This is a genomic window from Type-D symbiont of Plautia stali (assembly GCF_001485335.1).
Taxonomy (GTDB): domain Bacteria; phylum Pseudomonadota; class Gammaproteobacteria; order Enterobacterales; family Enterobacteriaceae; genus Pantoea; species Pantoea vagans_C.
In genome coordinates this window covers 1-12,368 of sequence record NZ_BBOC01000036.1, presented here as the reverse complement: position 1 = coordinate 12,368, position 12,368 = coordinate 1, and the positions used below count along the sequence as shown (strand labels likewise).

The 12,368-nt window shown below is 55.1% G+C and carries 13 protein-coding genes; 8 read left to right on the top strand and 5 right to left on the bottom strand.

Annotation, left to right across the window (positions count from 1 at the left end; translation table 11 throughout):
- Positions 1-3: 3 nt before the first annotated feature.
- The 3 genes from cmoB to PSSD_RS13010 all read right to left on the bottom strand — a co-directional run bounded on the left by cmoB (position 4) and on the right by PSSD_RS13010 (position 2,594).
- Positions 4-972, bottom strand: a complete 969-nt coding sequence (cmoB, locus tag PSSD_RS13020) for a tRNA 5-methoxyuridine(34)/uridine 5-oxyacetic acid(34) synthase CmoB (protein ID WP_058972519.1) — start codon at positions 970-972, stop codon at positions 4-6.
- Positions 969-1,697 carry a carboxy-S-adenosyl-L-methionine synthase CmoA gene (cmoA, locus tag PSSD_RS13015; protein WP_058972518.1) on the bottom strand — a complete coding sequence of 243 codons (729 nt, stop codon included), beginning with the start codon at positions 1,695-1,697 and terminating at the stop codon, positions 969-971. The genes cmoB and cmoA overlap by 4 nt, the downstream gene beginning before the upstream one ends.
- Positions 1,698-1,772: 75 nt before the next feature.
- Positions 1,773-2,594, bottom strand: coding sequence for a DUF72 domain-containing protein (locus tag PSSD_RS13010; protein ID WP_058972517.1), 822 nt, complete (start codon positions 2,592-2,594; stop codon positions 1,773-1,775).
- A gap of 234 nt (positions 2,595-2,828) precedes the next feature.
- Between PSSD_RS13010 and aspS the strand changes: the two genes are divergently transcribed.
- From aspS to ruvB, 6 genes are all read left to right on the top strand, one after another.
- The gene (gene aspS / locus PSSD_RS13005) at positions 2,829-4,610 is read left to right on the top strand and encodes an aspartate--tRNA ligase (RefSeq protein WP_058972516.1); all 1,782 of its coding nucleotides are present in this window, start codon (positions 2,829-2,831) and stop codon (positions 4,608-4,610) included.
- Positions 4,610-5,041 (top strand): dihydroneopterin triphosphate diphosphatase, encoded by a 432-nt coding sequence (gene nudB / locus PSSD_RS13000; protein ID WP_058972515.1) that lies wholly within the window; start codon positions 4,610-4,612, stop codon positions 5,039-5,041. Before aspS ends, nudB begins: the two co-directional genes overlap by 1 nt.
- Positions 5,042-5,364: 323 nt before the next feature.
- The gene (locus tag PSSD_RS12995) at positions 5,365-6,108 is read left to right on the top strand and encodes a YebC/PmpR family DNA-binding transcriptional regulator (protein WP_034828649.1); all 744 of its coding nucleotides are present in this window, start codon (positions 5,365-5,367) and stop codon (positions 6,106-6,108) included.
- A 37-nt stretch (positions 6,109-6,145) separates the two neighbouring features.
- Complete coding sequence (gene ruvC / locus PSSD_RS12990; RefSeq protein WP_039335309.1) at positions 6,146-6,673, top strand: crossover junction endodeoxyribonuclease RuvC; 528 nt, start codon at positions 6,146-6,148, stop codon at positions 6,671-6,673.
- 206 nt (positions 6,674-6,879) lie between these two features.
- Positions 6,880-7,494, top strand: coding sequence for a Holliday junction branch migration protein RuvA (ruvA, locus tag PSSD_RS12985; protein WP_058972514.1), 615 nt, complete (start codon positions 6,880-6,882; stop codon positions 7,492-7,494).
- Positions 7,495-7,502: 8 nt separating this feature from the next.
- Positions 7,503-8,507, top strand: a complete 1,005-nt coding sequence (gene ruvB / locus PSSD_RS12980) for a Holliday junction branch migration DNA helicase RuvB (protein ID WP_058972513.1) — start codon at positions 7,503-7,505, stop codon at positions 8,505-8,507.
- Positions 8,508-8,522: 15 nt separating this feature from the next.
- Here ruvB and znuB read toward each other — a convergent pair whose 3' ends face one another.
- Together znuB and znuC are read right to left on the bottom strand one after the other, a co-directional pair.
- Complete coding sequence (znuB, locus tag PSSD_RS12975) at positions 8,523-9,308, bottom strand: zinc ABC transporter permease subunit ZnuB (protein ID WP_058972512.1); 786 nt, start codon at positions 9,306-9,308, stop codon at positions 8,523-8,525.
- Positions 9,308-10,060 carry a zinc ABC transporter ATP-binding protein ZnuC gene (gene znuC, locus PSSD_RS12970; protein ID WP_058972511.1) on the bottom strand — a complete coding sequence of 251 codons (753 nt, stop codon included), beginning with the start codon at positions 10,058-10,060 and terminating at the stop codon, positions 9,308-9,310. Before znuC ends, znuB begins: the two co-directional genes overlap by 1 nt.
- A gap of 77 nt (positions 10,061-10,137) precedes the next feature.
- Here znuC and znuA point away from each other — a divergent pair, with 77 nt between their 5' ends.
- A complete protein-coding gene (gene znuA, locus PSSD_RS12965) occupies positions 10,138-11,109 on the top strand; it encodes a zinc ABC transporter substrate-binding protein ZnuA (protein WP_058972510.1) in 972 nt (323 codons plus the stop codon).
- A 14-nt stretch (positions 11,110-11,123) separates the two neighbouring features.
- The coding region (gene mepM / locus PSSD_RS12960; RefSeq protein WP_058972534.1) for a murein DD-endopeptidase MepM at positions 11,124-12,368 on the top strand (1,245 nt) is incomplete at its 3' end.

Below are 12,368 nucleotides of genomic sequence, written 5' to 3'. Positions count from 1 at the left end.
GCACTAAGGCTTGCGTGCCACCAGTACCGCACGCAGCGGTGCTGGGTAACCTTCTACCGTTTTGCTGCTGTCATTAGGATCAAGGAACTCGGCCAGTGATTCGCTGGTCATCCATGGCGTGCGGCGCTGCTCTTCCACGGAAGTCACGGCGTAATCGGCAATGCGCACATCAACAAAACCACACTTCTCCAGCCAGCCTTTTAAGGCGGCAGCAGAGGGAATGAAGTAGACGTTACGCATTTGCGCATAGCGTTCACCCGGCACCAACACAGTGTTTTCGTCCCCTTCAACCACCAGGGTTTCCAGCACCAGTTCGCCGTCACTCACCAACTGATTTTTCAGCTGCAGCAGATGATCGAGCGGTGAACGGCGGTGATACAGCACGCCCATCGAGAACACCGTATCAAAAGCTTGCAGCGCAGGCAGTTGCTCAATGCCAAGCGGTAACAGATGCGCGCGGCGATCGTCGCCCAGCAGTTTACGCACGGCTTCGAACTGGCACAGGAACAGTTGCATCGGGTCGATACCGACCACCAGTTTTGCGCCTGCACCGATCATGCGCCACATGTGATAGCCGCTGCCGCAGCCGACATCCAACACGGTACGATGCGTCAGGGGAGAGATGTGCGGCAATACACGATCCCATTTCCAGTCGGAGCGCCATTCGGTATCGATCTCAGTGCCATACAGGGAATACGGCCCTTTGCGCCACGGCATTAAATTGCGCAGCAGATTCTCAATACCCAGACGCTGACGATCGCTGAGGTTGTCAGCTTGCGCACTGACGCTATCCAGCAAATCCAGCTTTTGTGGCGTCAGGAGAGGTAAATACTCGACTGACTTCTCCCAGTCACGGAATTTCCCGTGCAGGTTTTCGCGTTGCCACGCTGCAACTTGTGCAGGCAAGACTTCAAGCCAGCTGGCGAGTGGCCCCGTGGCGATTTGCTGATAAAAACGGCCAAAATCAATCATTTCAACGCTACCAAAGAACCAAAGTTAAAGCACTGGAACCACAACTCAGCATGGGCGAAACCGGCCGTTTTCAGCCGCGCTTTATGGGCTTCGACGCTGTCCGTCAACATCACGTTTTCCAGCATGCTGCGCTTCTGGCTGATCTCTAATTCGCTATAACCATTGGCACGTTTGAAGTCGTGATGCATGTTAAACAGCAGTTCGCCAACGTCGGTATCTTCAAAGCTGAATTTTTCTGACAACACCAGCGCGCCGCCGGGGTTCAGGCCCTGCGCGATTTTCTTCAGCAGCTCAAGACGGGCAGGTGGCTCAAGGAATTGCAGCGTGAAGTTCAGTACTACCATCGAAGCATTCTCGATATGGATATCCTGAATATCCGCTTCGATCACCTGCACCGGCGTATCCGCGCGGAAGGCATCGATGTGGCGGCGGCAACGCTCAACCATCGCCGGTGAATTATCCACGGCAATAATCTGGCAGCCCGGCACATGAATGTTGCGGCGGACGGAGAGCGTGGCGGCACCCAACGAGCAACCCAAATCGTAAACCTGGCTGTTGGGCTGCACAAAGCGTTCTGCCAGCATGCCAATCATCGAAATGATATTGGAATAGCCCGGCACCGAGCGCTGAATCATATCGGGAAAGACTTCAGCCACGCGCTCGTCAAAGGTCCAGTCACCCAGCTTGTCGATAGGTGCGGAAAATAGCGTATCGCGGTCAGACATAATGAAAGGTCCGGAGAGAAAACGGAAAGGGCGCTATTCTGGCAGAAACTGCCGCAGGCTGCACCCGCTTTGAGTTTAGAACAGACTCGATTGTTGCGGCCAGTCAGGCAGATTGCGCAATGAGGGTTCCAGTTGCAGCAACTGTGGCCACAGCGCCTGCAGTAGCGGAAACACCTCGCCCATATCCGGCGTATGAATAAACAGCATGGGATCGCTGTCATGCTGCCACTCCGCCAGCTTTTTCCGCCAAGGCGCAAACAACGGCAGACTCTCTTCTACGCTGTCGCTGCCGATAAAGCGCACCATCGGCTGCGACCCGCTACGCACTGCGTGAGGCGGCACGCGCGGCTTTTTCGCCCGGGCATCTACGGCGGCAGCGGTTTGCGAGGTGGAGGCGTGCACCGGGCGGCTATCGAGGATCACGCGATTAACGCCACGTTCCAGCAGGCCGCGATTGAAAGCGCGTTCCGCATCGCCTTTGGCGAAAAACTGCTCGTGGCGCACTTCCACGCCGTAACAAAAGTTGCGGGGCAAACTGTCTAAAAATCCCCATAAGTCTGGCAACTGGGCCGGTGAAAAAGTGGCGGGCAGTTGCAGCCAGTACTGGCCAATACGCTGGCTGAGCGGGTCGAGCAAGCGGAAGAACTCGTTGAGCAGGTCGTCACAGTTTCGCAGCGCGGCGGTATGGCTGATGCTTTTGGGAAATTTAAAGCAAAAGCGAAAATCATCGTGCGTCATGTCGCGCCAACGCATCACCACTTCTGGCGTCGGTAAAGCGTAGAGCGTGGTGTTGCCTTCAACACAGTCAAACAGCTGGGCGTAATCGGCGAGCGTTTCCAGCCCGAACATTTTCCAGCGCGGATGCTGCCATTGCGGTAACCCAATACGAAGTGTCAAACCGGTGCTCCTGAATCCTTTGTGTGCGGGAATGTGTGGCGTAATGTAACCTGTTTCTCTGTTGGCAGGAAAAACAGCGACGATAATTGCCGATCATTTATTCGCTTTGATCTGGCTCTACTTATCCTGCCTGGGTTTTTCCATTATAATAGCCGCCTTTTTTGCGACAGCATCTCAGAAGGTTACGCGGCCTGATGTTGTCTGGCAGCAGCGGCGAAGTTAAAAGGATACGTTATGCGTACAGAATATTGCGGACAGCTCAATCTGTCCCACGTGGGTCAGCAAGTCACTCTCTGCGGCTGGGTTAATCGCCGTCGCGATCTGGGCAGCCTGATTTTTATCGATATGCGCGACCGTGGAGGTATCGCTCAGGTATTCTTCGACGCCGATCGTCAGGAAGCTTTCCAGCTGGCATCTGAGCTGCGCAACGAATTCTGTATCCAGATCACCGGCACCGTGCGTGCACGTGAAGAAAAAAACCGCAACAGCGATATGGCGACCGGTGATGTTGAAGTCTTCGCCCATGAACTGAACATTATTAACCGTGCTGAACCCCTGCCGCTGGACTCCAACCAGACCAACAGCGAAGAAGCGCGCCTGACCTATCGCTATCTGGACCTGCGTCGTCCGGAAATGGCGCAGCGTCTGAAAATCCGTGCGAAAATCACCAGCTTCGTGCGCCGCTTTATGGATAACGAGGGCTTCCTCGATATCGAAACGCCGATGCTGACCAAAGCCACGCCAGAAGGCGCACGTGACTATCTGGTACCGAGCCGTGTGCACAAAGGTAAGTTCTACGCATTGCCGCAGTCTCCACAGCTGTTTAAACAGTTGTTGATGATGTCCGGCTTTGACCGCTACTACCAGATCGTGAAGTGCTTCCGTGACGAAGACCTGCGTGCTGACCGTCAGCCGGAATTCACCCAGATCGACGTAGAAACCTCTTTCATGACCGCCGAGCAGGTGCGTGAAAAGATGGAGCGTCTGATCCGCGAACTGTGGATTGATGTGAAAGGCGTGGACCTCGGTGACTTCCCACAGATGACTTTCGCCGAAGCGATGAACCGTTACGGCTCCGACAAACCAGACCTGCGTAACCCAATGGAACTGGTGGACGTGGCTGACCTGTTGAAAAGCGTCGAATTCCAGGTGTTCGCGGGCCCGGCTAACGATCCTAAAGGCCGTGTTGCTGCCCTGCGTGTGCCAGGCGGCGCGGCGCTGACCCGTAAGCAGATTGATGAATACGGCAAGTTTGTTGAGATCTACGGCGCTAAAGGTTTGGCGTGGATGAAGATCAACGAGCGTGCGAACGGCTTCGAGGGTGTACAGAGCCCGGTGGCGAAATTCCTTACCCCGGAAATCGTTGAAGCGATCCTGAGCCGCACTGCTGCACAAGATGGTGACCTGATCTTCTTCGGCGCTGACCGTGCCAAAGTGGTGGCGGATGCGCTGGGCGCACTGCGTCTGAAAGTGGGTCGCGATCTGCAAATCACCGATGAGAAAGCGTGGGCCCCGCTGTGGGTGATCGACTTCCCGATGTTCGAAGCGGACGAAGAGGGCGGTCTGGCGGCGATGCACCATCCGTTCACTTCACCGAAAGAACTGACGGCTGAGCAGTTGGCAGAAGACCCAACCCAGGCGGTAGCGAATGCCTACGATATGGTGATTAACGGTTACGAAGTGGGTGGCGGTTCAGTGCGTATCCATAACGGTAAAATGCAGCAGACGGTGTTCAGCATCCTCGGCATCACCGAAGAAGAGCAGCGCGAGAAGTTTGGCTTCCTGCTGGACGCACTGAAGTACGGTACTCCACCGCATGCGGGCCTGGCGTTTGGTCTGGATCGTCTGACTATGTTGCTAACCGGCACCGACAACATCCGTGATGTTATCGCGTTCCCGAAAACCACCGCAGCTGCGTGTCTGATGACCGAAGCACCAAGTGAAGCCAACCCGGCAGCGCTGCTGGATTTGGGCATTTTGGTGGCACCGAAGAAAGAAAAGTCAGAGAACAAGTAATGGGCTATAAATACCCGGTTTCGGTGCTGGTGGTGATTTTTGCGCGAGATACCGGCCGGGTGTTAATGCTGCAGCGACGTGACGATGCCAGCTTTTGGCAATCCGTCACGGGCAGCCTTGAGGCGGGTGAAACCCCGCGTCAGGCCGCACAACGAGAGGTAACAGAAGAGCTCGGTATCGACGTAGTCGGTGAACAGCTGGTGCTGGATGATTGTCACAAACACATTGAGTTTGAAATCTTCCCGCACTATCGCCATCGCTATGCGCCAGGCACCACCCATAACCGTGAACACTGGTTCCGGCTGGCACTGCCGCAGGAGCGCGATTTGCTGCTCACCGAACACCTCGCCGCCCGCTGGCTGGACCCCGCCGCTGCCGCAGCCTTAACCAAGTCCTGGAGTAACCGCCAGGCAATCGAAGAATTTACCTGAATGCCCGCCGCCGCGCGTTTTTTTGGCGGCGATTAAGGTAGATTCCACAAATTCGACGAAGCGTATTTCCTTCGTACTAAAATCCGGTGCCAGACATCCATCTCGCACCGCTAAATTGAATAGATGGGCGTAATCGACACACATTGTCAGTTATACGCCCCCAATATTGAACAGTCAGGCGTTATCGTCGCAGCAAGGTTGTTCACCGCCAGCGCACAGCAACCGGAGCGTACTCTTGTACGTGAGGATTGCGAGCACTGCCGGGGAACAAGATTGCAAGTGAGATAGCCTGCACCCTGTTAAAGATCGGAGAAACAGTAAAGATGGCTGGACACAGTAAGTGGGCGAACACCAAGCACCGCAAGGCGGCGCAGGACGCTAAGCGCGGCAAAATCTTCACCAAAATCATTCGTGAACTGGTGACCGCAGCGAAACTGGGCGGCGGCGATGCCGGCTCTAACCCGCGTCTGCGCGCAGCAATGGACAAAGCCCTGTCCAACAACATGACGCGTGACACCATGAACCGTGCGATTGCACGCGGAGTGGGCGGTGAAGATGATTCCAACATGGAAACCATCATCTATGAAGGTTACGGTCCTGGCGGCTCAGCCGTGATGATTGAGTGCCTGAGTGACAACCGTAACCGTACCGTGGGTGAAGTGCGCCATGCTTTCACCAAAACCGGCGGAAATCTCGGTACCGATGGTTCTGTTTCTTACCTGTTCAGCAAAAAGGGTGTGATCTCCTTTGCGCCGGGTCAGGATGAAGATGCAGTGATGGAAGCGGCATTAGAAGCCGGTGCAGAAGACGTGGTCAGCTACGACGATGGCGCGATTGATGTCTTTACGGCCTGGGAAGAGTTGGGTGCCGTGCGTGATGCACTGGAAGCCGGTGGCCTGAAAGCCGATACCGCAGAAGTCTCAATGATTCCTTCGACCAAAGCAGAAATGGATGCCGAAACTGCACCGAAACTGCTGCGTCTGATCGACATGCTGGAAGATTGCGACGATGTGCAGGAAGTTTACCACAACGGTGAAATTTCTGATGAGGTCGCGGAAACGCTGTAATGGCGTTATCCACTAACCCAACAGCCGGAGGCGCGTAGTGGCGATCATTCTCGGGATTGACCCCGGTTCGCGCGTCACCGGTTACGGTGTGATTCGTCAGGTGGGCCGCCAGCTCAGTTATCTGGGCAGCGGCTGCATCCGTACCAATGTCACCGACCTGCCATCTCGCCTCAAGCTCATTTACGCCGGGGTGAGTGAAATCATCACCCAATTCTCACCGGATTATTTCGCTATTGAGCAAGTCTTCATGGCGAAGAATGCCGACTCCGCGTTGAAGCTGGGACAGGCGCGTGGTGCCGCTATCGTAGCCGCTGTGAACCTCGATTTGCCCGTGTTTGAATATGCCGCAAGGCAGGTCAAGCAAACGGTCACCGGTACCGGTGGGGCAGAGAAAAGCCAGGTGCAGCATATGGTGCGTACCTTGCTGAAACTCCCTGCTAATCCGCAAGCGGATGCCGCTGATGCGTTAGCTATCGCGATTACCCATTGCCATCTCAGCCAGAACGCCTCGCGGTTGAGTGATACAAAACTGGTGATGACGCGCGGTCGATTACGGTCGGGTTGATAAAGGCGACAGAGATGAAGGCTGGATATTGATCCAGCCTTTTTTATGTTATAAATACCCGTCATGTTGCACTGACTGATGCGTTGTCTGCCCTCGTTCACCCGAATCGCTTAACACAGCAAGCAAGTCGGGGTTCGCTTGGTTGCCGCGGTGCTGTCAGGGTAAATATTTAGGGTATGAATCGACTTATATAAGGAACTGCTCAGGTGATTGGTCGTCTACGAGGCAACATTCTGGAAAAACAGCCGCCGCTGGTGTTAATTGAGGCGCACGGTGTCGGTTATGAAGTACATATGCCAATGACCTGCTTCTATGAGCTGCCGGACATCAACCAGGAAGCGATTATCTTCACCCAGTTTGTGGTGCGTGAAGATGCGCAACTGCTGTTTGGTTTCAACAATAAGCAGGAGCGTGCACTGTTCCGTGAATTAGTGAAAGTGAACGGCGTCGGGCCGAAGCTGGCGCTGGCTATCCTGTCCGGGATGTCCGCACAGCAGTTTGTCACCGCCGTGGAACGTGAAGAGATTGCATCACTGATCAAGCTGCCGGGCGTGGGCAAGAAAACCGCCGAGCGCCTGGTAGTTGAGATGAAAGATCGCTTTAAAGGCATGCACGGCGATCTGTTCGGCAGTGACTCAACCTTTACGTTGACCACCCCATCCGAAGCGCCACAGAGCAATGATGCGGAAGCTGAAGCAGTTGCAGCACTGGTGGCACTGGGCTATAAACCGCAGGAAGCCAGCCGCATGATCAGCAAAGTAGGCAAACCTGATGCGGACTGTGAAACCCTGATTCGTGAAGCCCTGCGCGCAGCTATTTGAGGTAATGCATGATTGAAGCCGATCGCCTGGTTTCGGGTGTCCCTTTAAACGAAGAAGAGAGCCTCGACCGCGCCATTCGCCCTAAACTGCTGACGGAATACGTCGGTCAGCCGCAGGTGCGTGAGCAGATGGAGATTTTCATCCAGGCGGCGAAACTGCGTGGTGATGCCCTTGACCATCTGTTGATTTTTGGCCCGCCTGGGCTGGGTAAAACCACGCTGGCAAACATTGTCGCCAACGAGATGGGGGTTAACCTGCGCACCACCTCTGGGCCGGTGTTGGAGAAGGCGGGCGATCTGGCGGCCATGCTGACCAACCTTGAGCCGCACGACGTACTGTTTATCGATGAGATTCACCGTCTGTCGCCAGTGGTGGAAGAGGTGCTTTACCCGGCGATGGAAGATTATCAGCTGGATATCATGATCGGTGAAGGTCCAGCGGCGCGTTCCATCAAACTCGATCTGCCGCCGTTTACCTTGATTGGCGCGACCACGCGTGCCGGTTCACTGACTTCGCCGCTGCGTGACCGCTTCGGCATTGTGCAGCGTCTTGAGTTCTATAACGTGCCAGATCTGCAACACATCGTCAGCCGTAGCGCGGCTTGCCTGGGCCTGTCGTTAAGTGAAGAAGGGGCACTGGAAGTGGCGCGTCGTGCGCGTGGCACACCACGTATTGCAAACCGTCTGTTGCGGCGTGTACGTGACTATGCGGAAGTGCGCGCCAACGGCAACATGAGTGGGGAAGTCTCCGCGAGTGCGCTCGATATGCTGAATGTCGATAATCAGGGCTTTGATTACATGGACCGCAAACTGCTGCTGGCCATTATCGATAAATTCTCCGGTGGACCGGTGGGACTGGACAACTTGGCGGCGGCGATTGGTGAAGAGCGGGAAACCATTGAGGATGTCATTGAACCCTTCCTGATTCAGCAGGGTTTCATTCAGCGCACACCGCGCGGCCGTCTGGCCACGCAGCATGCTTACAAGCATTTCGGTATCACCCGCGAAGAGTAAACCTAACCGGTGGCGCTATGCCGCCGGTTTTTTTGCCATGCTCAGGATGAACAGCACGGCGGCACACAGCACCACCGACGGGCCTGCAGGCGTGTCATAGGTGGCGGAGAAAGTTAATCCCCCCGTCACAGCCAAAATGCCAATCAGCACCGCAAAGCCCGCCATCTGCTCGGGTGAACGTGAAAAACGGCGCGCGGTCGCGGCGGGGATAATCAGCAGTGAGGTGATGATCAGCGCACCGACAAATTTCATCGCCACACCAATGGTCAACGCCGTTACCAGCATCAGCATCAAGCGCGTGCGTTGAATATTCACACCATCAACCTGCGCCAGTTCGGGGCTGATGGTCATGGATAACAGTGAACGCCACTGCCAAGCCATCACCGCTAACACAATCGCGACGCCGCCGCCCATCATCCACAAATCATCAGGTGTGACTGCCAGTAAATCACCAAACAGATACGCCATCAAATCGACGCGCACGCCTTGCATCAGGCTGACCACCACCAGGCCCAGTGATAGCGCACTGTGCGCCATGATGCCGAGCAGGGTGTCAATGGCCAGATGCGGACGACGCTCCAGCCATACCAGTCCCAAAGCCAGGCAAACGGTCACCAGAATGACGGCGTAATAGGGATTCACATTCAGCAGCAGGCCAAATGCCACACCCAGCAGAGAGGCATGTGCCAGGGTATCGCCGAAATAGGACATGCGACGCCAGACCACGAATGAGCCTAACGGTCCCGCCGCCAGCGCCAGCAAAACACCACCGAGCCAGCCGGGTAATAACAGTTCAATCATCAGGAACCCTTTCCTTTGCGCAGAACAATACGTCCTTGTAGATCGTGACGGTGATTGTGGTTATGGCGATAGATAGCCAACTGCTGCGCGCCGCGTGGGCCGAACATGGCAATAAACTCGGGATGCTGCGACACCGCTTCCGGCGTGCCGGAACAGCAGATGTGATGGTTGAGGCACAACACTTCGTCCGTTTTCGCCATCACCAGATGCAGGTCATGTGAGACCATCAGCACGCCGCAGTTGAGTTCACCACGTAGCTGATCGATTAGATCGTAGAGCGCAACCTGACCGTTGACGTCAACGCCCTGTGTGGGCTCATCCAACACCAGGAGTTGCGGCTGGTTGAGCAGGGCACGGGCCAGCAACACGCGCTGTGTTTCACCACCAGAAAGCTTTTGCAGGGGTGCCTGCAACAGATGACCCGCCTGAACGCGTTTTAACGCAGGCATGATCGCATCCCGTTGGCTGCCACGCGTCAGGCGCATAAAACGCTCAACGGTGATCGGTAGGGTGGGGTCGATATGCAGTTTCTGCGGCACATAGCCGATGCGTAAACCGGGCGTGCGTTTAACTGTACCGCTGGTGGGGGTCAGCAAACCCAGTACCGTGCGCACCAGCGTCGATTTACCTGCGCCATTTGGCCCAAGCAGCGTGAGGATTTTTCCCGGTTCCAGTGACAGGCTAATGCCTGCCAGCACGGGACGCTGAGAGAACTTCACTGAAATGTTTTCAAGTGTAACAAGTGACGACATAGTATTTACGGGTTGCATTGAATTTCGGATGTTATAATATCACATTCCATCTACGGGTCACGATGGAATGACGCATTATGTTACACATTAAGCAGCGCCTTGTTTTTACTCTTCCTGCTGCGGCAATGGTTGCCGCTTTTGCACTGCCAGCACAGTCTGCTGTCGTCGCTTCGATTAAACCTCTGGGGTTTATTGCCGCTGCCATTGCGGATGGCGTCACACCGGTTGAAGTGTTGCTGCCAGATGGTGCTTCAGAGCATGATTATGCCTTGCGTCCTTCGGATGTAAAACGTATTAAAAACGCGGACTTAGTCGTCTGGGTCGGTCCTGAAATGGAGGCGTTCCTCACCAAGTCTGCGGCGGAGTTACCGGCGGCTAAAAACCTGGAAATTGCCGCGATGCCTGGGGTGAAACCGCTGCTGATCCGGGGGGGTGAAGAGGAGGAAGAACATGAGCATGGTCACGATCATGACCATGGTGCAGAAAAGTCTGCAGACCAAGACGCGTCTGATGATCACCACCATCACGGGGAGTTTAATATGCACCTGTGGATGTCCCCAGAGATAGCGAGGCAATCTGCGGTTGCAATCCATGGAAAATTATTGGAACTTATGCCGCAAAGCAGAGCCAAACTTGACGCGAACCTGCAGCAATTTGAGGCAGGATTAGCGGATGCTGACAAGCACATTGGCGCGCAGCTTGCCCCGGTTAAGAACAAAGGTTATTTCGTTTTTCACGATGCTTACAGCTACTTTGAAAAACACTACGGTTTGTCCCCCACCGGACATTTTACCGTCAACCCTGAGATCCAACCCGGTGCCCAGCGTTTACATCAAATACGAACACAGTTGGTTGAGCAGAAAGCCGTATGCGTTTTCGCTGAACCACAATTCAGGCCGGCCGTCATCGATGCCGTGTCTCGCGGAACCAACGTGCGTAAAGGCACCCTTGATCCGCTGGGCATGGGAATCAGCTTAACCAAAGACAGCTATGTGAAATTCCTCTCACAGTTGTCGAGCCAGTATGCGAGCTGCCTGAATGGAGCATAGAGGAATAGGTAAAAGTGCAGCAGATAGCCCGCTCTGTCGCCCTCGCATTTAATAATTTGCCGCGTCCCCACCGCGTTATGTTGGGTACATTAACTGTTGTGACATTGGCCGTCGCTGTCTGGCGGCCCTATGTTTATCATCCCCATGACGTTGCGCCCATTGTGAAAGACATCACGCTGGACAAAAACGAACTGCGTACGTTACTGCCTGAATCCAGTGAGCCGATTGATCAAACCACGGCAGAGCCGGAAGAAGACATCCCCACGGATGACATCGATAAAGATGTGCCGGATAACCCGAATCAGCACGATTACACCGTTTCGTCGGGTGATACGTTAAGCAGCGCGCTCAATCAGTATGGTATCGATCTCGGTGATATCAATGCGCTGGTGAGCAGCGACAAAGACTTCCGTAATCTGCGTGTCGGCCAGCAACTAAGCTGGACACTGGATGCAGACGGACAGCTGCAAGACTTCACCTGGGAAGTGGATCGCCGTGAAACTCGCACCTATACGCGTCAGCCGAATGGCAGCTTTAAGATGCAGCAGGAGATGCAAAAGGGTGAATGGCAAAACAGCGTGTTGAAAGGCGAAGTGCGCGGCAGCTTTGGTGCCAGCGCGCAGCGTGCCGGATTGACCAGCGCCGAAACCAGCAACGTCATTAAAGCCATGCAGTGGCAGATGGATTTCCGCAAACTGCGTGCCGGTGATGATTTTAGCGTGCTGATGTCCCGCGAAATGCTGGATGGCAAAAGCGCGCAGAGCCAGTTGCTGGGTGTGCGCCTGCGCACTGGCGGCAAAGATTATTACGCTTTCCGCGCGGAAGACGGCAAATTCTACGATCGTAACGGCTCCGGCCTTGCTCGTGGCTTTATGCGTTTCCCTACCGTGAAGCAGTATCGCGTCTCATCCAACTTCAACCCACGCCGACTTAACCCGGTGACGGGGCGTATCGCGCCACACAAAGGTGTCGATTTTGCCCTGCCGATTGGTACTCCAGTGCTGGCCGTGGGCGACGGTGAAGTGGTGATGGCTAAAAATGGCGGTGCTGCCGGTAACTATGTGGCCATTCGCCATGGTCGTCAGTATATGACCCGTTATATGCACCTGAGCAAAGTGCTGGTGAAACCTGGACAGAAAGTGAAGCGGGGAGATCGCATTGCGTTGTCGGGTAATACCGGACGCTCTACCGGCCCGCATTTGCACTATGAAGTGTGGATCAACAATCAGGCGGTCAATCCATTAACGGCTAAGCTGCCG

Excerpts from the sequence above, each read along its gene's own strand:
- aspS (WP_058972516.1), top strand. The coding sequence starts at position 2,829 with ATGCGTACAGAATATTGCGGACAGCTCAATCTGTCCCACGTGGGTCAG.
- znuA (WP_058972510.1), top strand. The coding sequence starts at position 10,138 with ATGTTACACATTAAGCAGCGCCTTGTTTTTACTCTTCCTGCTGCGGCA.
- PSSD_RS12995 (WP_034828649.1), top strand. The coding sequence starts at position 5,365 with ATGGCTGGACACAGTAAGTGGGCGAACACCAAGCACCGCAAGGCGGCG.
- znuB (WP_058972512.1), bottom strand. The coding sequence starts at position 9,308 with ATGATTGAACTGTTATTACCCGGCTGGCTCGGTGGTGTTTTGCTGGCG.
- znuC (WP_058972511.1), bottom strand. The coding sequence starts at position 10,060 with ATGTCGTCACTTGTTACACTTGAAAACATTTCAGTGAAGTTCTCTCAG.
- ruvB (WP_058972513.1), top strand. The coding sequence starts at position 7,503 with ATGATTGAAGCCGATCGCCTGGTTTCGGGTGTCCCTTTAAACGAAGAA.
- nudB (WP_058972515.1), top strand. The coding sequence starts at position 4,610 with ATGGGCTATAAATACCCGGTTTCGGTGCTGGTGGTGATTTTTGCGCGA.
- cmoB (WP_058972519.1), bottom strand. The coding sequence starts at position 972 with ATGATTGATTTTGGCCGTTTTTATCAGCAAATCGCCACGGGGCCACTC.
- cmoA (WP_058972518.1), bottom strand. The coding sequence starts at position 1,697 with ATGTCTGACCGCGATACGCTATTTTCCGCACCTATCGACAAGCTGGGT.